This is a genomic window from Armatimonadota bacterium, assembly GCA_031459855.1.
GTDB lineage: Bacteria > Sysuimicrobiota > Sysuimicrobiia > Sysuimicrobiales > Humicultoraceae > Fervidifonticultor > Fervidifonticultor primus.
Genome location: JAVKHP010000001.1, coordinates 3,126,751 through 3,147,952, shown reverse-complemented (window position 1 = coordinate 3,147,952; position 21,202 = coordinate 3,126,751). Strand labels below are relative to the sequence as shown.

The 21,202-nt window shown below is 71.5% G+C and carries 29 protein-coding genes, 2 tRNA genes and 1 other RNA gene; 29 read left to right on the top strand and 3 right to left on the bottom strand.

Features of this window, described 5'->3' with window-relative positions; translation table 11 throughout:
* Positions 1–18 precede the first annotated feature (18 nt).
* The 25 genes from rplE to murA all read left to right on the top strand — a co-directional run bounded on the left by rplE (position 19) and on the right by murA (position 14,584).
* Positions 19–594 (top strand): 50S ribosomal protein L5, encoded by a 576-nt coding sequence (gene rplE, locus QN157_14580; protein MDR7556814.1) that lies wholly within the window; start codon positions 19–21, stop codon positions 592–594.
* A 1-nt stretch (position 595) separates the two neighbouring features.
* Positions 596–781 (top strand): type Z 30S ribosomal protein S14, encoded by a 186-nt coding sequence (locus tag QN157_14575; protein MDR7556813.1) that lies wholly within the window; start codon positions 596–598, stop codon positions 779–781.
* A gap of 22 nt (positions 782–803) precedes the next feature.
* Positions 804–1,196, top strand: coding sequence for a 30S ribosomal protein S8 (rpsH, locus tag QN157_14570; GenBank protein ID MDR7556812.1), 393 nt, complete (start codon positions 804–806; stop codon positions 1,194–1,196).
* A gap of 11 nt (positions 1,197–1,207) precedes the next feature.
* Complete coding sequence (gene rplF, locus QN157_14565) at positions 1,208–1,759, top strand: 50S ribosomal protein L6 (protein ID MDR7556811.1); 552 nt, start codon at positions 1,208–1,210, stop codon at positions 1,757–1,759.
* 25 nt (positions 1,760–1,784) lie between these two features.
* The gene (gene rplR / locus QN157_14560; protein ID MDR7556810.1) at positions 1,785–2,153 is read left to right on the top strand and encodes a 50S ribosomal protein L18; all 369 of its coding nucleotides are present in this window, start codon (positions 1,785–1,787) and stop codon (positions 2,151–2,153) included.
* A 19-nt stretch (positions 2,154–2,172) separates the two neighbouring features.
* Complete coding sequence (gene rpsE / locus QN157_14555) at positions 2,173–2,685, top strand: 30S ribosomal protein S5 (GenBank protein MDR7556809.1); 513 nt, start codon at positions 2,173–2,175, stop codon at positions 2,683–2,685.
* A 41-nt stretch (positions 2,686–2,726) separates the two neighbouring features.
* A complete protein-coding gene (gene rplO, locus QN157_14550) occupies positions 2,727–3,194 on the top strand; it encodes a 50S ribosomal protein L15 (GenBank protein MDR7556808.1) in 468 nt (155 codons plus the stop codon).
* Positions 3,191–4,465: a preprotein translocase subunit SecY gene (secY, locus tag QN157_14545; GenBank protein MDR7556807.1), complete on the top strand. Its 1,275-nt coding sequence runs from the start codon at positions 3,191–3,193 to the stop codon at positions 4,463–4,465. Before rplO ends, secY begins: the two co-directional genes overlap by 4 nt.
* A gap of 7 nt (positions 4,466–4,472) precedes the next feature.
* Positions 4,473–5,129: an adenylate kinase gene (locus QN157_14540; GenBank protein MDR7556806.1), complete on the top strand. Its 657-nt coding sequence runs from the start codon at positions 4,473–4,475 to the stop codon at positions 5,127–5,129.
* A complete protein-coding gene (gene map, locus QN157_14535) occupies positions 5,126–5,923 on the top strand; it encodes a type I methionyl aminopeptidase (GenBank protein MDR7556805.1) in 798 nt (265 codons plus the stop codon). Before QN157_14540 ends, map begins: the two co-directional genes overlap by 4 nt.
* 48 nt (positions 5,924–5,971) lie before the next feature.
* Positions 5,972–6,220, top strand: coding sequence for a KOW domain-containing RNA-binding protein (locus tag QN157_14530; GenBank protein ID MDR7556804.1), 249 nt, complete (start codon positions 5,972–5,974; stop codon positions 6,218–6,220).
* Positions 6,217–6,435: a translation initiation factor IF-1 gene (gene infA, locus QN157_14525; protein ID MDR7556803.1), complete on the top strand. Its 219-nt coding sequence runs from the start codon at positions 6,217–6,219 to the stop codon at positions 6,433–6,435. Before QN157_14530 ends, infA begins: the two co-directional genes overlap by 4 nt.
* Before the next feature lie 89 nt (positions 6,436–6,524).
* Positions 6,525–6,638: a 50S ribosomal protein L36 gene (gene rpmJ, locus QN157_14520; GenBank protein MDR7556802.1), complete on the top strand. Its 114-nt coding sequence runs from the start codon at positions 6,525–6,527 to the stop codon at positions 6,636–6,638.
* Between the two features lie 9 nt (positions 6,639–6,647).
* Positions 6,648–7,040, top strand: coding sequence for a 30S ribosomal protein S13 (gene rpsM, locus QN157_14515; GenBank protein MDR7556801.1), 393 nt, complete (start codon positions 6,648–6,650; stop codon positions 7,038–7,040).
* A gap of 13 nt (positions 7,041–7,053) precedes the next feature.
* Positions 7,054–7,443 carry a 30S ribosomal protein S11 gene (gene rpsK / locus QN157_14510; protein ID MDR7556800.1) on the top strand — a complete coding sequence of 130 codons (390 nt, stop codon included), beginning with the start codon at positions 7,054–7,056 and terminating at the stop codon, positions 7,441–7,443.
* 16 nt (positions 7,444–7,459) lie between these two features.
* Positions 7,460–8,083, top strand: a complete 624-nt coding sequence (gene rpsD, locus QN157_14505) for a 30S ribosomal protein S4 (protein ID MDR7556799.1) — start codon at positions 7,460–7,462, stop codon at positions 8,081–8,083.
* Between the two features lie 99 nt (positions 8,084–8,182).
* The gene (locus tag QN157_14500; protein MDR7556798.1) at positions 8,183–9,145 is read left to right on the top strand and encodes a DNA-directed RNA polymerase subunit alpha; all 963 of its coding nucleotides are present in this window, start codon (positions 8,183–8,185) and stop codon (positions 9,143–9,145) included.
* A gap of 13 nt (positions 9,146–9,158) precedes the next feature.
* On the top strand, positions 9,159–9,512 hold the full coding sequence (gene rplQ, locus QN157_14495) for a 50S ribosomal protein L17 (GenBank protein ID MDR7556797.1): 354 nt from the start codon (positions 9,159–9,161) through the stop codon (positions 9,510–9,512).
* Positions 9,513–9,520: 8 nt separating this feature from the next.
* Entirely contained in the window at positions 9,521–10,387 is an 867-nt protein-coding gene (locus tag QN157_14490) for an energy-coupling factor transporter ATPase (GenBank protein MDR7556796.1), read from the top strand.
* Entirely contained in the window at positions 10,380–11,252 is an 873-nt protein-coding gene (locus QN157_14485) for an energy-coupling factor transporter ATPase (GenBank protein MDR7556795.1), read from the top strand. Before QN157_14490 ends, QN157_14485 begins: the two co-directional genes overlap by 8 nt.
* Positions 11,239–12,045 (top strand): energy-coupling factor transporter transmembrane protein EcfT, encoded by an 807-nt coding sequence (locus tag QN157_14480; protein ID MDR7556794.1) that lies wholly within the window; start codon positions 11,239–11,241, stop codon positions 12,043–12,045. The genes QN157_14485 and QN157_14480 overlap by 14 nt, the downstream gene beginning before the upstream one ends.
* Before the next feature lie 5 nt (positions 12,046–12,050).
* Positions 12,051–12,860 (top strand): tRNA pseudouridine(38-40) synthase TruA, encoded by an 810-nt coding sequence (gene truA / locus QN157_14475; GenBank protein ID MDR7556793.1) that lies wholly within the window; start codon positions 12,051–12,053, stop codon positions 12,858–12,860.
* Between the two features lie 9 nt (positions 12,861–12,869).
* Positions 12,870–12,945: transfer RNA gene (locus tag QN157_14470), tRNA-Ile, on the top strand.
* 56 nt (positions 12,946–13,001) lie between these two features.
* A complete protein-coding gene (locus QN157_14465; protein ID MDR7556792.1) occupies positions 13,002–13,280 on the top strand; it encodes an IreB family regulatory phosphoprotein in 279 nt (92 codons plus the stop codon).
* Positions 13,281–13,312: 32 nt separating this feature from the next.
* Positions 13,313–14,584, top strand: coding sequence for a UDP-N-acetylglucosamine 1-carboxyvinyltransferase (gene murA / locus QN157_14460; GenBank protein MDR7556791.1), 1,272 nt, complete (start codon positions 13,313–13,315; stop codon positions 14,582–14,584).
* Between the two features lie 91 nt (positions 14,585–14,675).
* Here murA and QN157_14455 read toward each other — a convergent pair whose 3' ends face one another.
* The 3 genes from QN157_14455 to QN157_14445 all read right to left on the bottom strand — a co-directional run bounded on the left by QN157_14455 (position 14,676) and on the right by QN157_14445 (position 17,427).
* A complete protein-coding gene (locus QN157_14455; protein ID MDR7556790.1) occupies positions 14,676–15,551 on the bottom strand; it encodes an NAD(P)-dependent oxidoreductase in 876 nt (291 codons plus the stop codon).
* Between the two features lie 9 nt (positions 15,552–15,560).
* Complete coding sequence (locus QN157_14450) at positions 15,561–17,129, bottom strand: ABC transporter substrate-binding protein (GenBank protein MDR7556789.1); 1,569 nt, start codon at positions 17,127–17,129, stop codon at positions 15,561–15,563.
* A 222-nt stretch (positions 17,130–17,351) separates the two neighbouring features.
* Positions 17,352–17,427 (bottom strand) — tRNA-Val (locus tag QN157_14445).
* A 436-nt stretch (positions 17,428–17,863) separates the two neighbouring features.
* On the opposite strand from QN157_14445, the gene QN157_14440 reads away from it, so the two are divergent.
* The 4 genes from QN157_14440 to rnpB all read left to right on the top strand — a co-directional run bounded on the left by QN157_14440 (position 17,864) and on the right by rnpB (position 20,812).
* Positions 17,864–18,556: a hypothetical protein gene (locus tag QN157_14440; GenBank protein ID MDR7556788.1), complete on the top strand. Its 693-nt coding sequence runs from the start codon at positions 17,864–17,866 to the stop codon at positions 18,554–18,556.
* Positions 18,557–18,722: 166 nt separating this feature from the next.
* Positions 18,723–19,421: a hypothetical protein gene (locus QN157_14435; protein MDR7556787.1), complete on the top strand. Its 699-nt coding sequence runs from the start codon at positions 18,723–18,725 to the stop codon at positions 19,419–19,421.
* A 26-nt stretch (positions 19,422–19,447) separates the two neighbouring features.
* Positions 19,448–20,119 (top strand): ribonuclease HI family protein, encoded by a 672-nt coding sequence (locus QN157_14430; protein ID MDR7556786.1) that lies wholly within the window; start codon positions 19,448–19,450, stop codon positions 20,117–20,119.
* A gap of 329 nt (positions 20,120–20,448) precedes the next feature.
* Positions 20,449–20,812, top strand: an RNA gene (gene rnpB / locus QN157_14425) — RNase P RNA component class A.
* Positions 20,813–21,202: the final 390 nt, after the last annotated feature.

The window sequence follows — 21,202 nt, the reverse complement described above, 5'->3', positions numbered from 1 at the left end:
GGCGAGGCGAGGAGCGCGATGGCAGCGAGGCTCAAGGAGCGGTACCGGACCGAGGTGGTGCCGCACCTGCGTGCGCGGTTCCAGTACCGCAACGTCATGCAGGTGCCGAAGGTCGAGAAGGTCGTGATCAACATGCGCGTGGGCGCCGCAGTCCAGGACCCCCGGCAGATCGACAAGGCCGTGGAGGAACTGACGGCGATCGCCGGCCAGCGGCCGGTGGTCACCCGGGCGCGCCGGTCGATCGCGGCGTTCAAACTGCGGCAGGGCATGCCCATCGGCGCCAAGGTCACGTTGCGGGGCGACCGGATGTACGACTTCCTCGACAAGCTGTTCTCGATCGCGTTGCCCCGCATCAAGGACTTCAAGGGCGTCTCCGAACGTGCCTTCGATGGCCGCGGGAACCTGAACCTGGGGATCAGGGAGCAGCTGATCTTCCCGGAGATCGACTACGACAAGGTCGACAAGATCCGGGGCATGGACATCACCGTGGTGACCACGGCCCAGACCGACGAGGAGGCCCGGGAGCTGTTGCGCCTGCTGGGGCTGCCGCTGCGCGAGGCGGGGAGCGGCCCCGATGGGGAGAAGGGAGCCTGACGTGCCCAAGAAAGCGATGCTCGAGAAGTGGAAGCGCGATCCCAAGTTCCCGGTGCGGCGGTACACCCGCTGCCTGCGGTGCGGACGCCCCCGCGCGGTCTTTCGCCGGTTCGGGCTGTGCCGCATCTGCCTGCGGCAGCTGGCGTACCGGGGCGAGATCCCCGGCATGGTGAAGGCGAGCTGGTAGGAGGGCGCCCGTGGGTGGTGTGGTGACCGACACGATTGCCGACATGCTGACGCGGCTGCGCAACGCCAACGCGGCACGGCACGACCACGTCGTCGTGCCGGCGAGCCGGATGAAGGTGGAGATCGCGCGGATTCTGAAGGCCGAGGGGTTCATCGCCGACTTCCAGGTGATCGACCGTCCGCCGCAGCCGCAGCTGCGGCTGCAGCTGCGCTACGGGCCGCGCCGCGAGCAGGTGCTCACCGGGGTACGACGGGTCAGCCGGCCGGGACTCCGGGTCTACGCCAAGCGCCACGAGGTCCCGGCCGTGCGCCGGGGGCTGGGGATCGCGATCCTGTCCACGTCCCAGGGCGTGATGACCGACCGTGAGGCACGGCGCCGCGGCGTCGGCGGCGAGGTCATCTGCTACGTGTGGTAGGAGGAACGGAGATGTCGCGCATCGGCCGTCTGCCCATCGCGGTGCCCCAGGGCGTGACCGTGACGGTCTCGGGGCGCACCGTGGCCGTCACGGGCCCCAAGGGGACGCTGACCCGTCAGGTGCACCCGGAGATGCGCGTGGCCGTGGCGGACCAGCAGGTCACGGTGGCGCGCCCGAGCGACCACCGGCAGCACCGTGCGCTCCACGGGCTCACCCGCGCGTTGATCGCCAACATGGTCAAGGGCGTGGTGGAGGGCTATCGCGTCGAGCTGGAGATCGTCGGGGTGGGCTACCGGGCCGCCAAGCACGGGCGGGCCGTGACGCTCCAGGTGGGGTTTTCGCATCCGGTGGAGTTCACGCCGCCGCCGGGCGTGGAGGTCGACGTCCCCCAGCCCACCCGCCTGGTGGTCACGGGCGCCGACAAGGAGCTGGTCGGCCAGGTAGCGGCCCGGCTCCGGGCGATTCGTCCCCCCGACCCCTACAAAGGGAAGGGCATTCGCTACGCCGGGGAGCGGCTGCGGCTCAAGCCCGGGAAGGCCGGCCGCGCCGTGGGCAAGGCCTAGCGGATGCGCCCAGGAGAGGACCGTCATGTTGATCCGTGCTGACCGCAATGCGCTGCGCAAGCGTCGTCACCTGCGCATTCGGGCGCGGGTGCGCGGCACGCCGGCGCGGCCGCGCCTGTCGGTGTTTCGGAGCCTCAAGCAGATCTACGCGCAGCTCATCGACGATACCACCGGCCGGACCCTGGTGGCCGCGTCCACCCTGGATCCCGAGGTGCGGGGGCTCGTGGCCGGCAAGACGAAGACCGAGGCGGCGGTGGCCGTCGGCCAGGTGCTGGCGCAGCGGGCGCTGGCCCGGGGCATTCAGCGCGTGGTGTTCGACCGGGGCGGGTACAAGTTCCACGGTCGGGTGAAGGCCCTGGCTGATGGTGCCCGGGCTGCGGGCCTGCAGTTCTGAGCGAGACGGGAGGAGACGCGTGTCGCAGCGGATCGATCCATCGACGGTGAACCTCTCGTTCGAGAAGGCGGTCTTCATCAATCGGGTCGCGAAGGTGACCAAGGGGGCCAAGCGGTTCAACTTCAGCGCCCTGGTGGTGATCGGCGACGAGAACGGCCATGTGGGCGTGGGTCTGGGCAAGGCGGCCGAGGTGCCCGATGCCATTCGCAAGGGGGTCGAGGACGCCAAGAAGCACCTGATGCACGTTCGGCGTCTGGGGACCACCATTCCCCACGAGGTGGTGGGGGAGTTCGGAGCGTCCTCGGTGCTGTTGAAGCCGGCGGCGCCGGGAACCGGCGTGATCGCGGCGGGGGCGGTGCGCGCCATCCTCGAGGCTGCCGGCATCAAGGACATCCTGACGAAGGTGCTGGGGTCGACCAACCCCATCAACGTCGCCCGCGCGACCCTCGACGGCCTGGAGCAGCTGCGGCTGCCAGAGGAGGTCGGGCGCTTGCGGGGCCGGCCGGTGGAGCTGGCCGTCCGCCGGGGGTAACCGGGGGTGTCCGGACCGGAGGGCCCGGAGGAGTGGGGACGATGGACATCACAACGCTGAAGCCAGCGCAGGGCGCACGGCGCCGTCGACGCCGCGTCGGCCGGGGGCTCGGCTCCGGCCGCGGCGCCTATGCCGGGCGCGGGCGCAAGGGGCAGAAGGCCCGCGCGGGGCGTGGTCCCCGCCCGGGCTTCGAAGGCGGCCAGACGCCGCTGGTCAAGCGGCTGCCGTTTCGCCGCGGCGTGCGGGGTGCCGGGAGCAACATGACGGGCGGGAAGCCGCGCCCGCCCGTGCACGAGGTGGGCCTCGGCGACCTCAACCGGTTTCCCGCGGGCACCGAGGTGACCCCTGAGGTGCTGCGAGGGGCCGGGCTCGTCGGCCGGGGACCGGTGAAGATCCTGGCCACCGGGCGGCTCCTGCACCCGCTCACGGTGCGGGTGCACGCGGTCTCTGCCGGCGCCCGCCAGGCGATCGAGGCCGCTGGCGGCCGCGTGGAGCTCGTGCGGCGATGATGCAGGTGCGCTCGCTCTCCAATCCGCTGCGCATCCCGGACCTGCGCCGCCGCCTGCTGTTCACGGCGGTGATGCTGGCGCTGTACCGGTTGGGTGCCCACCTCCCGGTGCCCGGGGTCAACGTGGCCGCCATCGAGAGCCTGTTCCGCCAGCGCGGCAGTCTGTTCAGCTTCCTCGACCTGTTCGTGGGCGGCGCGCTGTCGAACTTCGCCATCTTCGCGCTGGGCGTCTTCCCCTACATCACGGCGTCCATCATCTTCAGCCTCCTCCAGGTGGTGTTCCCCCGGCTCAAGGAGATGGCCACCGAGGAGGGCGAGGCGGGCCGCCGGCAGCTCGGCATGTACACGCGGTACCTGACCGTCGTGCTCGCCGTGATCCAGGGCATCGGCCAGATCTACCTGATCCAGAGCCAGGGCGCGATCCCCGAGGCCCGGCCGCTGGTCCTGGCCACGATCCTCGTCACCCTCGTGGCCGGCACGATGCTGCTCACCTGGATGGGCGAGATCATGACCGAGTACGGCGTGGGCAACGGCGTCTCCCTCATCATCTTCGGCGGCATCGTCGCCCGGCTGCCCGCGCAGACGGCGCAGACGCTCACCCTGGTCCGGGCCGGCGAGGTCGCGTGGTACCAGTTCGTCCTGGACGTCCTGGTGATCCTGGCCAGCATCGTGGCCGTGGTGCTGATCACCTCGGCCGTGCGGAAGATCCCGGTGCAGTACGCCAAGCGGGTGGTCGGCCGCCGGGTGTACGGCGGCCAGTCCACCCACCTGCCGATGCGCCTCATTCAGGCCGGCGTCATCCCCATCATCTTCGCGGTGTCGGTGCTGCAGTTCCCCGGCACCATCGCCCAGTTCTCCCGGTGGGAGTGGCTGCGGGCCAACAGCCAGAAGATCCTCCCGGGCCAGCCGCTGGGCGACCTGTTGTACTTCGTGCTGATCATCGTGTTCACGTACTTCTACACCGCGGTCTCGTTCGACCCCAACGACGTGGCCAACAACATCAAGAAGTACGGCGGGTTCATCCCGGGCATCCGGCCGGGCCGCCCGACCAGCGACTACCTGGCACGGGTGACCGAGCGTCTGACCTTCGTGGGGGCCCTGGTGCTGGCGCTCATCGCCATCCTGCCCGTCTACCTGGCCCGGGGCACCGGCGTCCTCACCCTGTACCTGGCGGGCACGTCGCTGCTGATCGTGGTGGGTGTGGCCCTCGAGACGATGAAGCAGCTCGAAGCCTACGTGCTGATGCGCCACTACGAAGGGTTCATGAAGTGACCCGCCGATGCGCCTGATCTTCCTGGGTCCGCCCGGTGCCGGGAAGGGCACCCAGGCACGGCTGCTGCACGAACGGGAGGGGTGGCCGCAGATCTCCACCGGCGACATGTTGCGGGCGGCCATCGCGGCGGGGTCCGCGCTGGGTCGGGAGGCAGCGCAGTACGTGCAACGCGGCGAGCTGGTGCCCGATGCGGTGATGATCGGCCTGGTGGCCGAGCGCCTGCAGCAGCCCGATGCCGCCGCCGGGTTCGTCCTGGACGGCTTCCCCCGGACGCTGGCGCAGGCCGAGGCCCTGGAGGCGGTGCTGACCGGGCTGGGGCGCACCCTCGACCGGGCGGTCTACTTCCGGGCCAGCGAGGAGACGTTGATCCGGCGGCTCTCGGGCCGCCGGGTCTGCCAGGCCGCCGGCCACATCTACAACGTCTACTCGAGTCCCCCGCGGGTGCCGGGCCGGTGCGACGTAGACGGCAGTGTCCTGCTCCAGCGGGAGGACGACGCCCCCGCCACCGTCCGGCGGCGGCTCGAGGTCTACCGGGAACAGACGGAGCCCCTGCTGGCGTTCTACCGGGCCCGCGGCCTGTACGCCGAACTGGCCGCCGACGACGACATCGAGACCACCTACCGGCGCCTGCTGGCGCTGTTGGGTCTCCGGGTACGGCCGTGAAGGCGTCCCGGACCATCGTGCTCAAGACGCCGGACCAGATCGCGCGGATGCGCGAGGCGGGGCGACTGGCGGCCCGGGCGCTGCGGGCGGTGGCCGCGGCCGTGGCGCCGGGCGTGACCACCGGGGAGCTCGACCGGATCGCGGAGGCCTTCATCCGCGGTGCGGGCGGGGTGCCGTCGTTCAAGGACTACCGGGGGTTTCCGGCGAGCATCTGCACCTCGGTCAACGACGAGGTGGTGCACGGGATCCCCGGTCCGCGCGTGCTCCGGGAAGGGGAGATCGTCTCGATCGACCTGGGCGTCTACCTGCACGGCTTTCACGCCGACGTCGCCCGCACCCTCCCCGTCGGCCAGGTGGCTCCCCACGTCCGCCGCCTGATCGACACGGCGGAGCAGGCGCTGGCTCGCGGCATCGCCCAGGTCCGCCCGGGCGCGACGATCGGCGACGTGGGGTGGGCCATCCAGACGGTCATCGAGGCGGCCGGGTGCGCGGCGGTCCGCGAGTTCGCCGGCCATGGGATCGGACGGCACCTGCACGAGGAGCCGCAGGTGCCCAACGTCGGCCGCCCCGGGACCGGGCCGCGCCTGGTGGTGGGCATGACCCTGGCCATCGAGCCCATGGTGACCCTGGGCAGTCCCGACGTGAGCATCGACGCCGACGGCTGGACCGTGCGCACCCGCGACGGCTCTCTGGCCGCCCACGCGGAGCACACCGTGGCGGTGACGCGGGAGGGTGCCGAGATCCTGACGCTGGATCCGGACGCTGGACGCGATGGCACCGGCGCCATATACTAGTCGATTGTGGGTAGCGTGGGGAAGCCTGCGGCAGGAGACCTCGTTGGGATGGTGGTGACCTCGCGCGCCGGCCGCGACGCCGGCGACCGGTACGTGGTGATCGCGGCGGCGGGCAACGACATGGTGCTGGTGGCCGATGGGCGGAAGCGCACCTGGGCCCGGCCCAAGCGCAAGAACGTCAAGCACCTGGTGGTGCACGGGCCGGCGGTCCCGCTGGCGGACCGGCTGCGGGCGGGCGCGCCGGCCACCGACGAGGAGTTGCGGCAGGCGCTGGCGACCCCACAGGAGGGGGCATGACCAAGCAGGACGCGATCGAGGTCGAGGGCACGGTCACCGAGGTGCTGCCCAATGCCATGTTCCGGGTGCAGCTGGCCAGCGGGCACAAGGTGCTGGCGCACATCTCGGGCAAGATGCGCATCCACTTCATCCGCATCCTGCCCGGCGACCGCGTGAAGGTGGAGCTCTCGCCGTACGATCCGACCCGGGGACGGATCACGTACCGGTATCGCTAGGAGGGGATGGCGGTGCGACGCCGATCCCCCAGACGTGGCGCGTGCCCCGGCGGTGGAGGCGGGGGCGGGAGGCGCAGGAGGCGTGGGCCATGAAGGTGCGCGCATCGGTACGGCGCATGTGCGAGAAGTGCAAGATCGTCAAGCGGGGACGACGGGTGCTCGTGATCTGCGAGAACCCCAAGCACAAGCAGAAGCAGGGATAGGAGGCCACCATGGCACGGATCGCAGGTGTCGACCTGCCACGTGACAAGCGCATCGAGGCGGCGCTGCCCTACATCTACGGCATCGGCCCCAGCCGGGCGCGGGCCATCTGCCAGGCGACGGGGATCAACCCCGACACCCGGGTGCGCAACCTCGCCGAGGACGAGGTGACGCGCCTGCGGGAGTACATCGAGCGCCACTACAAGGTCGAGGGCGACCTGCGCCGCGAGGTGGCCATGAACATCCGGCGTCTGATCGAGATCGGGTGCTACCGAGGCCTGCGGCACAAGCGCGGCCTGCCGGTCCGGGGCCAGCGGACACGGACCAACGCCCGGACCCGCAAGGGGCCCCGGAAGACCGTCGGCGTGCGGCGGAAGGCCGCGGCGCCGGCGCCCAAGGCGTAGCCGGGGGGCGGCCATGGCGACCAAGGGCGGGAAGACGCGGCGGCGTGAGCGCAAGAACGTGCCGGCGGGCGTGGCCCACATTCGCTCGAGCTTCAACAACACCATCGTGACCATCACCGACCCGCGCGGGAACGTGGTGGCGTGGGCCAGCGCCGGCACCGTGGGCTTCAAGGGGTCCCGCAAGGGCACGCCGTTCGCGGCGAGCCTGGCGGCGGAGGCGGCAGCACGCAAGGCGATGGAGCACGGGGTGCGCCAGATCGAGGTGCTGGTGCGGGGGCCCGGGGCCGGGCGGGAGGCGGCGATCCGGTCGCTGCAAGCCGCCGGGCTCGAGGTGAGCCTCATCCGGGACGTGACGCCCGTGCCGCACAACGGGTGCCGGCCGCCGAAGCGGCGACGGGTGTAGGAGCGAGGAGGCACGCATGGGACGGTACACGGGCTCGGTCTGTCGGCTCTGCCGGCGCGAGGGCATGAAGCTCTACCTCAAGGGCGAGAAGTGTTACACGGAGAAGTGCCCGGTGCACAAGCGCCCCCAGCCGCCCGGGATGCACGGCGTGTCACGCCGGAAGCTCAGCGAGTTCGGCGTCCGTCTGCGCGAGAAGCAGAAGCTGCGCCGGATCTACGGGCTGCTGGAGACGCAGTTTAAGAACTACTTCGAGCGTGCCGCCAAGGCCAAGGGCGTCACCGGGACCCGGTTGCTGCAGCTGCTGGAGACGCGCCTGGACAACGTCGTCTACCGCCTGGGCTTCGCGGCGTCCCGGAAGGAAGCGCGGCAGCTGGTCGTCCACGGCCACATCGCCGTGGACGGGCGTCGGGTGACGATCCCGTCGTACCAGCTGCGGCCCGGCCAGGTGGTGGGGCCCAGCGCGCCGGCGGCCATGCCCCCGCGCATGAAGGAGCTGGCGTCCCTGCCCGGTCGCCGACCGCCGTCGTGGCTGGAGTTCGATCCCGCGCGCCTGACGGGGCGCGTGCTGGCCCTGCCGGCCCGGGAAGAGATCGACGTGCCGGTGCAGGAGCAGTTGATCGTGGAGTACTACTCGCGCTGACCGTCGCCCGCACCGCTGCGGCGCGCCCGCTGGCGCCCCGCGGCGCACGGACGGGCGGCTGCTGGTGGGTCGGGTGGCCGATCGGGAGGTCTGGAGATCATGAGTGTGGGTACGCTGTGGGAGGCACCGACCCCCAAGGTCGAGTACGCCGAGCTCTCGGATACCTACGGGAAGTTCGTGGTGGAACCGCTCGACCGGGGGTTCGGCGTGACGGTGGGCAACGCGTTGCGCCGCGTGCTCCTGTCGTCCATCTCGGGCGCGGCGGTCACGTCGGTCAAGATCGACGGGGTGCTGCACGAGTTCTCCACCATTCCGGGCGTGGTCGAGGACGTGACGCAGATCATCCTCAACCTGAAGGAGCTCACGCTGCGGCTGTACACCGACAAGCCCAAGCTCCTGCGCCTCGACGTGCACGGCAAGCGGGACGTCACGGCAGCGGACATCCAGCCCGATCCCGAGGTGGAGATCGTCAATCCCGGGCTGCACCTGGCGACGCTGGACCGCCGGGACGCCCGGCTGGCCATGGAGATCGTGGTGGAGCGGGGCAAGGGCTACGTCCCCGCCGAGCGCCATCGCCGGAGCGAGCACGTCATCGGCGTCATCCCCGTGGACTCCATCTTCTCGCCGGTCCGCAAGGTGAACTACGTGGTGGAGGACACGCGGGTGGGGCACGCCACCGACCTGGACCGCCTGGTGCTCGAGATCTGGACCGATGGGTCGGTGCGGCCCGAGGAAGCGCTGCAGGAGGCGAGCCGGATCCTCATCGACCACTTCCGGCTGTTCGCCGCCATCGCCGACGAGACCGGCGCCGGCGCGCCCTTCGGGGGCCCCGAGGATCCCGAGCGGGCCCGGCTGCTGGCCATGCCCATCGAGGAGCTCGACCTGTCGGTGCGCCCCTACAACTGCCTCAAGCGCGCCGGCATCCACACGGTGGGCGACCTGGTGAAGAAGACCGAGGACGAGATCGTGGCGGTCAAGAACTTCGGGCGCAAGTCGCTGGACGAGGTCAAGGAGAAGCTGGCGGCGCACGGTCTGAGCCTGCGCCAGCCGGAGCAGCCGTAGGGGGCGACGGGCGATGGGGTTGGGAGCCAAACGGCGCAAGCTGGGGCGCGATACCGGGGAGCGTCGGGCGCTGTTCCGGGACCTGGTGGGCGGGTTGATCCTGCACGAGCGGATCCGCACCACCGACGCCCGCGCCAAGGAGACCAAGAAGATCGCCGATAGCCTGATCGCCACGGCCCTGGCCAACGACGTGCACGCCCGGCGCCAGGTCCGGCGCTTCCTCACCGACCCCAAGGTCCTCAAGCGGCTGTTTCGCGAGATCGTGCCCCGCTATCAGGCCGGTCGCGGCGGGTATACGCGGGTGGTCAAGCTGGGGCCCCGGCGGGGCGACGGCGCGGAGATGGCGCTGGTCGAGCTCGTGAAGTAGCCCCGCGCGTGGGCGAGCTGCTGCTCGAGGCCACCGACCTCCGGTACGTCTACCATCCCGAGACCCCCCAGGCCGTCGTCGCCCTCGACGGCCTGTCGTGCGTGATTCGCCGGGGCGAGTACGTGGGCATCGTGGGCGGCAACGGCTCCGGCAAGTCAACCCTGGCGAAGCACTTCAACGCCCTCCTGGTGCCGACCGCGGGCGTGGTGCGGGTGAGCGGGCTGGACACGCGGGACCGCCACGCTGTCCCGGCCATTCGCCGCCGTGTGGGCATGGTCTTCCAGAACCCCGACAACCAGCTCGTGGCGACGGTGGTCGAGGAAGACGTGGCCTTCGGCCCGGAGAACCTGGGCCTCCCGCCCGCGGAGATCCGCCGTCGCGTGGAGTGGGCCCTGGAGGCCGTGGGCATGACAGCCTACCGCCGGCACGCGCCCCATGCGCTGTCGGGCGGCCAGAAGCAGCGCGTGGCGCTGGCCGGCGTGCTGGCCATGCGGCCGGAGTGCCTGGTACTCGACGAGCCGACCACCATGCTGGACCCGGAGGGACGTGCGGAGGTCCTGCGCGTGGTCCGGGCCCTGCATCGCGAGCACGGCCTCACGGTGGTGATGATCTCCCACGCGCTTGAGGACCTGGCCGACGCCGACCGGATCCTGGTCCTCGAGGCCGGACGCATCATGGAGGACGGTCCCCCGGCGGAGGTCTTCGACCGCCTGGCCGAGCGCGGACGGCCCGGGCTGGCGGCGCCGCCCGTGGCCCAGCTGGCGGCCTGGTTGCGCGCCGATGGGCTGCCCGTGCCGCCGGGGATCCACACCGAGGATCGGCTGGTCGCCGCGCTGGCCGCGTTGTCCCCCCACCGGCCCCCGCGCGATGGCTGAGCCACTCGTCGCCTGCGAGGAGGTCCACTACACCTACCTACGCGGCACGCCCATGGAGGCTCCGGCGCTACGGGGCGTGTCCCTGCAGATCGCCCGGGGAGAGTTCGTCGCCATCCTGGGCCCCACCGGCTCGGGCAAGTCCACGTTGATCCAGCATTTCAACGGCCTGTTGCGGCCGACCGCGGGACGCGTGCTCGTGGCCGGCCAGGACCTCTGGGCGCCGCGGGCCGATCGCCGTGCCGCGCGGCGCCTGGTCGGGCTCGTGTTCCAGTTTCCGGAGTACCAGCTCTTCGAAGAGACCGTGGCGCGGGACGTGGCGTTCGGCCCGCGCAACCTCGGGTGGACGCCCGCGGCGGTCGCCGAGGCCGTCGAGGAGGCGCTCGGCCTGGTTGGGCTTCCCCCCGAGCGGTTCGCGGATCGCTCGCCGTTTGCGCTGTCTGGCGGCGAGATGCGGCGGGTGGCGCTGGCCGGCGTCCTGGCCATGCGGCCCGCAGTGCTGGTCCTCGACGAGCCGACGGCGGGCCTCGACGGCCAGGGGCGAGGGGAGATCCGCCGGATCCTGCGCGACCTCCACCGCCGGGGGCAGACCGTGGTGCTGGTCACCCACCACATGGACGACGTCGCGGAGCTCGCGCAGCGGGTGGTGGTGTTGCGCGACGGCACGGTCGCGCTCGCGGGCTCCGTGGGCGACGTCTTTGCCCGCGAGGAGGAGGTGCGGCGGCTGGGGCTCGACCTGCCGGTGGCCGCGCGGCTGACCCGCCGCCTGCGGGCCCTCGGCGTGCCGGTGGCCGAGGCCCTGACGCTGCCCGACGCCCGGCGCGCCATCGGGCGTGCGCTGGGAGGAGCGAGCCGTGGAGATCCGTAGCGCGGTGCCGCTGGGGCAGTACGTGCCGGGGGACTCCGCACTCCACCGGCTGGACCCGCGCACCAAGATCCTGGCCGTGGGGGTCATGTCGGTGGCGCTGTTCCTGACAGGATCGTTCGCGGCGTTGGGTGCGGTGGCCCTGGCGCTGGGCGGGCTGCTGGTGGTGGGGCGGATCCCCCTGGGCTTCGCCACACGGGGGCTGCGGCCACTGGCGGCGCTCCTGGCGCTGGCCGTCGTGCTCAACGCGTTCTTTACCGGCGGTGAGGAGGCGACGCCGGTGGTCACCCTGGGCCCGCTGGTGGCTACGGCCGAGGGCCTGCGCGCCGGCGCCCTGGCCGCCGGCCGCCTGCTGCTCGTGGTCGCGCTGGCGTCCCTGTTGACCTTCACCACGTCCTCGGTGGAGCTGGCCGACGGCATCGCGTGGCTGGTAGGTCCGCTGCGACGGGTCGGCGTGCCCGGACACGAGCTGGCCATGATGACCACGATCGCCCTGCGCTTCGTCCCCACGTTGCTGGAGGAGACCGAGCGGATCCTCAAAGCGCAGATGGCCCGCGGCGCCGAGTTCGGCCAGGGCCCGCTGCTACGCCGCGCGCAGGCCCTGGTGCCCGTGGTGGTCCCGCTCCTGCACTCCGCGTTCCGCCGCTCGGAGGAACTGGCGCTGGCCATGGAAGCGCGGTGTTACACGGCGGGGGCTCCGCGGACGCGTATGCGCGAACTGCGCTGGCGCCCGGCCGACGCCGTGGCCGCCGCGCTGGTGGTCGCTGGGGCGGTGCTGTTGGTGCGCTTCAGGTAGGCCCCATGCGCACGTTGCGCCTGGTCGTGGAGTACGACGGCACCAACTACGCCGGCTGGCAGCGACAGCCTGCTGCGCCCACGGTGCAGGCCGTGCTCGAGGGCGCGGCCAGCCGCCTCTTCAACGCGCCGACGCGGGTCGTGGGAGCCGGACGCACCGACGCCGGCGTCCACGCCCTGGGCCAGGTGGCCCACCTGGTGACCGCGAGCCGGTTGTCCACCGAGCGCATCCGGGCCGGGCTGAACGCCCTGCTTCCGCCCGACGTCGTCGTGCGCGCCGTCGACGACGCACCGCCAGGGTTCCACGCCCGGCGCGACGCCCGGTGGCGCGCCTACGGCTACCTGGTGCTGGCCCGGCCGCTCCCCTCGGCGCTGCTGCGACGCTACGCGTACCACGTGCCGGAGCCGCTCGACCTGGAGGCCATGCAGGCGGCCGCCGCCGCGCTGGTCGGCCGCCACGACTTCGCGGCCTTTCGCGTCGCCGGCACGACCACCAGGACCACCGAGTGCACCCTGACCGAGGCCACGGTGACCCGCCGGGGGACGTTCGTGGTGATCACGGTCGTCGCCGACCGGTTTCTCCGGCAGATGGTGCGGCGCATCGTCGCGACCCTCCTGCAGGTCGGGCGCGGCATGCTGCCGGCCGGTGCCGTGGGCACGCTGCTGGCCGCAGGCGATCCAGCTCGCGTACCACCGGCCGCACCGCCCGGCGGGCTGTACCTGCTGGGGGTGTCCTACCAGCCGGCGCCGCCCGGCGCGGGGGCGCGTCGCGTACCGCCCGACGGCGCGTCACGACGTGGTGGGGCGATGCTATAATCGTCCCGCGGGCCCGTAGCTCAAGTGGTAGAGCAGCGCCCTCATAAGGCGCAGGTTCCTGGATCGAAGCCAGGCGGGCCCACCACTGGCGCGTGGCCGTCCCGAAGGATCCGGGGCGCCTCCGAGGCTGGTGTACGGGAGGTGAGCGACGTGGACGAGCGGGAGCGCACCGGGGTCTTTCGGGGCGGCGTCACGCGGCGCAACACCCAGGAGGTCCTGCTCTACGTCTACCGGGCGCTGGAGGAGCGCGGGTACAATCCGGTCGAGCAGATCGTCGGGTACCTCCTGTCGGGCGATCCGACCTACATCACGAGCCATGGCGACGCGCGCAAGGTGATCCGGCAGGTCGACCGGCTGGCCCTGCTGGAGGAGCTAGTCCAGGCCTACGTGGATCACCGGTTGCGCGCGCCCACACCGTAGCAGCCACCGTCACGCGCGGCAGGGGGAATCGAGTGGACAAACTGGTGATCACCGGCGGCCGCCGGCTGCGCGGGACGGTGCGGGTCGCAGGTGGCAAGAACAGCTCGCTGGCCGTGCTGGCGGCGGCCGCCCTGGCCGCCGACGTCTCCACCCTCGAGAACGTGCCCTACTGCCGTGACGTCCTGACGCTGATCGAGATCCTGGAAGCCCTGGGGGCGCGCATCACCTTCCGCAGCGGCCGGCTCACCATCGACGCGCGCACGTTGACCACCCACGTGGCGCCCTACGAACTCTGTCGCAGCATGCGCGCCTCGTTCTACATGGCGGGCGTGCTGCTGGGGCGGCTGGCGCGGGCCCAGGTGCCGCTGCCGGGCGGGTGTTCCATTGGGGCGCGACCGGTGGACTTCCACATGCGGGGCTTCGCGGCCCTGGGCGCGCGTGTCACCACCGAGCATGGGTACATGAAGGCTACGGCCCGGCGGCTCAAGGGGACGGCGTTCTACGTGCCGCGGAGCAGCGTGGGGACGACGATCAACCTCATGATGGCCGCCAGCACCGCCCGCGGCACTACCGTGCTGCAGAACGCCGCGCGCGAACCCGAGGTCGTCGACACCGCGGTCTTCCTGAACCTGATGGGGGCGCGGATCAAGGGCGCCGGCACCCACGCGATCACCATCGAGGGGGTCAAGGCGCTGCACGGCGCCACCTACACGATCATCCCCGATCGGCTGGAAGCCGGCACCTACCTGCTGGCGGGCGCGGCCACCGGCGGCGACGTGCTCGTCGAGGGGATGATCCCGGAACACGTCACCGCCCTGCTCACCAAGCTGGAGGAGGCGGGGGTCGAGGTGGCGGTCACCGCCGAGGGCGTGCGGGTGCGCGGCTCCGACGAGCTCCGGCCGGTGGATGTCGACACCGCGCCCTACCCGGGGTTCGCCACCGACCTCCACCCCCAGATGGTGGCGGTGCTCACCCAGGCCCGGGGCACCTCGACGGTGCGGGAGCGGATCTTCGAAGCCCGCTTCGCCTACACCGACGAACTGCGCCGCATGGGCGCCGACATCCGGGTGGAGGGAGAGAACGTCCACGTGACCGGCCCGACGCGACTCTCGGGCGCGCCCGTAGAGGCGCCCGACATCCGGGGCGGTGCCGCGGTGGTGATCGCCGCGCTGGCGGCGGAGGGCGAGACGGAGATCTCCCGGGTCGAAAACCTCGATCGCGGCTACGAAGCCCTCGAGCACAAACTCACGGCGCTGGGCGCCCGGGTGGTGCGGGCTGGGGTCCAGGCCCGCGAGGCAGGATAGCGCCCCCCCTGCGCCGTCACCGCCGGCGGACCAGCCACCAGGGGGCAGCCGACACGGGCACGTAGGCCTCGTGCTCCCGCCGGAATGGGCGTCAGGATACGTCGAGGTCTGCGGCGAGTGCCGCGATGTCACGCTCCCCCTGACCTCGGGCCAGTGCTTCCTCCAGGATCAGGCGTGCGCTGGCCCCCACGCGCAGGGAGACGCCCAGAGCGTCAGCCAGCCGCTGGACCAGCGTCAGGTCCTTGTGCGCCAGCCGGATCCTGAACCCGGGCTCGAACTGCCGCGTCTGGAGCCGGTGCGCCAGTGCCCGCAGCATCGCGCTGTCGGCCGACCCGTGCCGGAGCGCCTGGAGGGCGTCTGTCGGCGACAGGCCGGCAGCGCGGACCAGCGCCATGGCCTCCGCCAACACCGCCATGGTGGTGAGGGCCACGTGGTTGTTGACGAGCTTGAGGGTGTGGCCGGCGCCGACGGGCCCCACGTGCACGAGATGGCTGCCCAGTGCCTCCAGGATCGGGCGGACCCGCGCCACGGCCGCCGGGGCGCCCCCGACCATGATGAGCAACGTGCCGTCCACCGCGCCTCGGACGCCGCCGCTCACCGGTGCGTCGACGACGTCCACCCCGCGCGGCGCCAGTCGCGCAGCGAGCGCTCGCGTGGCGGCAGGGTCACTCGTGCCCATATCCAAAACCACCTGCCCGGGCCGCAGGTCCGGCTCGAGGCCGGCCTCGCCGGTGACGACGGCCTCGACCTCACGTGACGAGGGCAGCATCGTCACGACCACGTCGACGAGTGGCGCCAGGGCGGCCGGGGTGTCGACGACGCGCCCGCCGGCGGCCGTCAGGGCGGTGGGGCCGCGATGGTCGCGGTGGCGGACGGCCACCACGGGGAACCCTGCCCGCAGCAGGCGTTCGGCCATGGGCAGCCCCATGGCGCCCAGCCCGATGAAGCCCACGCGCACCGTGGCCACGGCGTGCGGCTACCGCGACGGTTCCAGCCAAGTGTTCCAGAAGTAGTGCGAGGGGAGGCCGTTGTAGCCCTTGAGCTCGGGCCGGTGCCCGTGCATGAAGAACCCCTCGCCGATGATGACCATAGGTAGATCGCGCCAGAACAGCGCCTGGGAGCGCCGCCACAACTCCATGCGCACCTTGGGGTCCGCATGGCGCCGCATCAGCGCCACCAGCGCCGCTTGCTCCCGGCTCTCGTAGCCGCCCACGTACGTCGGACTCAACGCCAGATGGATCGTCGGATCGGCGACCGTCGGGAAGTGCACGGGCGTGATGTCCCACCCCTCGGCGCGGTTGCGGAGCGTCTGGTTGGTGGGCCAGTCGGTCACGATCAGCTCCACGGTGAACCCCGCGCGCTCCAGCTGGGCCTTCGCCACCGGGGCGGAGTTGTACGCCCAGAAGAAGTCGGAGATCACGAGCCACCGCAGCGGCTCGCCGCGGTAGCCGGCTTCCTGGAGGAGCCGGCGCGCCAGGGCGAGGTCGTTCCGGTTGTAGAACTCCTTGCCCGCGTCGGTCCACATGTAGTGCTCCTTGGGCAGCAGGCTGGGGTTCAACCGGAAGAACTCAGGATGCCCATAGGTGGCGCGCAGGATGGCCGGCGCATCCAGCGCGGCGGCGAAGGCCTGCCGCAGCTTGGGGTTCGTCATCGGCCCGGAGCGCTTGTTGAACACAAAGGCGAGCGTGCTGGGCAGCGGCGCCTTGACGGGGACGATGCCGGGCTCCCGGCGCAGGCGCTCGTACTCGTCAGGGTTGAGGATCTCGGCGAAATGGGCCTCGTTGCGAATCACCTGCGCCGTGCGCACCGCCGGATCCGGGACGGGCGTGAACAGGAGCCCGTCGAGGTACGCGATGCGCTGGCCCCCCATGCCGTCGGGACGGTCCGTCCGCGCCGCGTACCGGTCGAACCGTTCGAACCGAATGTGCCGATCGGGGACGTACTCCACGAAACGAAAGGGTCCCGTGCCGATGAACCGGCGCAGCGGGGCGGTGCCGGCCTCGTCCAGGATCTCCTTGGGGTAGATGACCGCGGGCTGCGCCCACCAGGCCAGGTCGGTGATGAGGAGGACGTTGGGTTCCCGCAGCCGGATGGTCACCGTGGCGGCATCGCTGGCGCGGATCGTCTCCACGTTGGCGAACACGGCGCGGCCGCGCGGGCTGACGCGCCCCCAGCGGGTCAACGACGCCACCACGTCGTCGGCGGTCATCTCGCGCCCGTGGTGGAACGGCACGCCCCGGCGCAGGGTGATCGTGTAGGTTCGCCGGTCAGGGCTGACGCTGTAGCGCTCGGCCAGCATCGGCACCGGCTGCAGCCGGCTGTTCACGGTGAACAGCGGTTCGAGGGCGTGATGCATCACGTAGGCGGCGATCAGCGCCGTGGTGGCATGCGGGTCGAGCGTTGGCGGCTCGCCGGCCAGCGCGAAACGGAGCACGCCTCCGCGCCTGGGTTGCTGCGCGTGTCCCGGCAGCAGCGGCCCCCATGCGAGGAGCAGCAGCAGAAAGAGCGGAACGAGGCGACGGGTCAACCACGGCACACGGACCATGGGCACCTCCGGGGTCAATGGCAATCGTGGTGGATTATACCACCACGTGGCTCGGACATGGCTCGCCCGCTGGCGCCACGCCGGGGATCGGTGGCAATCGTATGGATTGTAGCACCTGGCTTGGGAATGGTTCTCTCACTGCAACCACGCCGGTGACCGATGCAGATCCCGCGGGATCATGCCACGGGGCCCTGCGTGCGGTCTCTCGCCCCGATGGCTGCCTGGTGGGCGAGGAGGGTCTCGAACCCCCGACCTCCTCCGTGTAAGGGAGGCGCTCGTACCGCTGAGCTACTCGCCCGCCCCAGTATACCATCGTCCCGACGGCGCCGGCGGCCGTGGCCCAAAGGATACGGTGCTTGCCGGGACTCAGCCTACCATCGGCCCGACGCCACCGGCGGCGGTGTTGATATCCTGTAGATACACTGGCAGTTCACCACCGGCGCTCTCGGCAGACAAGTGCTTGTAGACCCCGTACGGCGGTCAGACCACCAAAATTGGCACTAAGTAGTGTATTATTTATTTTATCTGTATCTTGGGTGCCAGACGCTCCGACTGAGGCGGCTCGCTGGTCCCCGAGTGTTTCCAGGCGCAAATTCCATAGTGTCGGACCTTGCGGACGATGTTTCGCAGGGAAAACATCGAATTTTGGCGAATCCGTTGCCGACATGCCCCGGCTGGAGGTGAGATCCCGAGCCTGCCGGACCACGATGGCGGTCAACCTGAGGTGACGCCCGGTGAAGAAACTGGCTCAGCCGCACCTGGAGACGATGCTGCGCCTGCTGGAGCTGGCGGACTCCCCCCAGAACCTGGAGGCGATGCAGTACGTGGTCTTCCAGTTCGACTTCAAGGACTACGAGCAGTTCATCATCGAGTGCCCTCCCGGAAGTATCCGGTTCAACAACCTGCTGCGGGTGGCGGTGTTCTGCGACAACCTCGGGTTCCTGGTGGAGCACGACGCCGTCGATCGCGAAGCGGTCTACGAGCTGTTCCCGATTCCCTGGGCCAAAGTGGAGCCTATCATCCAGGGGATGCGGCGGGAGCTGGACTGGCCCGACGCCTTCGACTACTTCGAGCGGTTGGGGCGCGACTACCTCAAGTGGTGGGAGGCCAAACGAAAGCGGATCAAGCCGCTGCCGCCGCTCGAAGAAGTCAAAGCCGCACCTCGCGCGCTGACCGTGGCCCGCACCCGGCCGCCGGCTCCCGTCCGGCCGCCCGCGCCGCCGCGCCCAGCGACCGCCGCACCCGGGGCGCGCCCGGGTGTTCCGCCGAAGCCGCAACCCGGCGGGGCGCAGCCGCTGCGGGTGGTCGCCCGTCCGGAGGCCAGGCCGCCAGCGGGCAAAGAACCCAGGGAGGAACGCAAGCCGACGCCACCGGCTGCCGGCAAGTCGGCGGCGCGCCCCGGGGGGAAAGCCAAGGCCCGGCGCTAACGATTCCTTCCACACCTGCAGTCCGGTGCCGTGTCCGCCCTGCCGGGAGACGGCGTACCACTGCGCAGTCACCTCCCCAGCCTTCGGCGACCACCACTGGGGCCGGCTGCCAGGGGAGATCGCTTCCCACCGCGAAGTCACGATGGGGTCTTCGGTGGCCAGGGCCGTGCTGTACCAACTCCAGCAGGTCGACTCGGCGCTCGCGCAGCTTGCAGCCCAGCGCGCCGCGCTCGACGACGGCGCTGCCGCACGCGCCGAGGTGGCGGCGGCGGAAGCGCAGGTCGCCGAGCTCGCCGAGCGTGTTCGTCAGGTGCACGGACGGGCCAAGGAAGCGGAACTGGCGATTGCCGCGCTGGAAGCCAAACGCGCGCGGGTGGAGGCCGATCTCTATAGTGGCCGCGTGCGGAATCCCAAGGAGCTGGCGGCGATGCAGGAGGAAGTCGCGCAGCTCGCGCGGCAGCAAGCCCACCGTGAAGACGAGCTCTTGAGCCTCCTGGGCGACCTCGAGCGTCTGGAGCCTGCAGAGCGTGCTGCCCGACAGCGTCTCCTCGAGTCACAGCGTGCGCTGGCGGCATGCCTGGACGCGTACCGGGCAACGGTGGCTGCGCTGGATGCGCGTTTGGCGGCGCTCGAGGCACAGCGGGCCGCCCTCCTGGAGGGCATCGACGAGGCGGTGTACCGCCGCTACGAGCGCCTTCGACAGGCCAAGGGGGGGATCGCCGTGGCGCTCGTGCGCGCGGGGGTCTGCGAGGGGTGCCACGTCGTCGTGCCCGAGCGCCTCGTCGTCCGACTCCAGGACGACCCTGCGCTCCTGGCCGCCTGCGACGGCTGCGGCCGCCTGCTCGTGGTGCTGCCCGCCCCGTGAGCGGGCGCACGGGTGCGGGCCGCGCGGTGAAACTGCGTCTGTTCGTGGACGGCGCGTCGCGGGGCAACCCCGGGCCAGCCGCTCTTGGGGTGGTCATCCAGGACGCGCAGGGTAAGACGCTGGCAGAGCTGTCCGAGGCCCTGGGCCACGCCACCAACAACGTCGCGGAGTATCGGGCGCTGCTCCGAGCCCTGGCCGAGGCGCGGGCGATGGGCGCAGATGAGGTGGAGATCTTCGCCGACAGCGACCTGCTGGTGCGCCAGGTCAGCGGCGCGTACCGCGTGAAGAGCCCCCACCTCCGGCCCCTCCACCAGGACGTGCTGACGGCGCTGCGCCAATTCCGCCGGTGGCGTATCCGGCACGTGCCGCGGACCGAGAACGCTGCAGCCGACGCCCTTGCCAACCGTGCCCTCGACGCCACGGCGGTCAGTCGGGTGGTCGAGCTCACGGCGCTGGTGGCCCCGGGCCCCGCAGGCTGGCGCGCGTGGGTGCCGGCGTTGCCAGACTGCGAAGCCACCGCGCCGACCGAGACCGCAGCGCTTGCCAGGCTGCAGCACCTGGCAGCCGAACGGGTGAGCGCACACCTGCGCGCGGGAGGCCCCCTGCCCAGGGAGCACCGACTGCGCATCGTCGTCGACGCACGCGGACGCGGTACAACTGGCGGCACCGCCGGTGACAGGGCGGATACCACAGCGTAGGTGAGGACTCCCGTCGACACCCGCGCTACCACACCCTTCGACGCAGGCCGGTCAACGGGAACGGCCATGGTCAAGGTGAGGGCCTCCAGTCGGCACCAATGCTACCACACCCTCGGGTGGGCAGACGGTCCGGATTCCGCAGCATAGGCGAATACCTCTAGCCAACACCCCGACCCCGGTCGCGCGCCACGCCGACGACGGGACGGACACCGCGGCCTACCTCTTGATGCCATCGGGATGCATGCGGGCACAGCGCGCGGTGGCGGGCGGCGAGGAACGCAGTATTCTGCACCTTTGCGCCCCGCGCCGGGGATGCTACCATGGTTGCGGGAGCAGGTCGGACGGTCGCGGCGCGAATCGCGCCGAGGAAAGTCCGGGCTCCGCAGGGCAGGGCGCTGGGTAACGCCCAGCGGGGGCGACCCCAGGGAGAGTGCCACAGAAACAGACCACCGTCGCGCGCGCACGCGGCGGCCAGGGTGCAACGGTGGGGTAAGAGCCCACCGGCGGGCTGGCGACAGTCCGGCCAGGCAAACCCCGCCCGGAGCAAGGCCAGGTAGGGGGAGATGAGGCGGCCCGCCGATCCCCGGGTAGGCTGCTGGAGGCCGCGGGCAACCGCGGTCGCAGAGAGATGACCGTCGCGCCGCGCGGCGAGCGCGCGGCGCACAGAACCCGGCTTACAGACCTGCTCCCGTTTCCTCGCCGTCCGTGACCGGCATGCCCTCGCCCGGGGGGCGCGCGCATCTCGGCGGCGGCGAGAGCGCTGCCCGCTGACGAGGCGAGCGGTGTCCGCCGAGAGGCGAGCGGTATCCGCCGACCTCCGCCAGCCGCCGGACGTGTCGCGCCGGTGGCGGTTTTCCTGCGGCGGTGTCGCGTTCGGGTGAGACCGGTGGCGCTCCGCCTTCTGGGGTAGCGCTCATTCCACGTGACCTTCGGCCCGGCGCCGGACGTCGCTGCTCCGGTTCAGTGGTAGAGACAGTGCTCGCGCCGTTGGCCTGCCCACGCGCATATGCCGCCGCCCTCAAGCGGCGCATCCGGGCGGCGCACGATCTCGAACTACCCGGTTGGCCTGCAGGAGGACATACC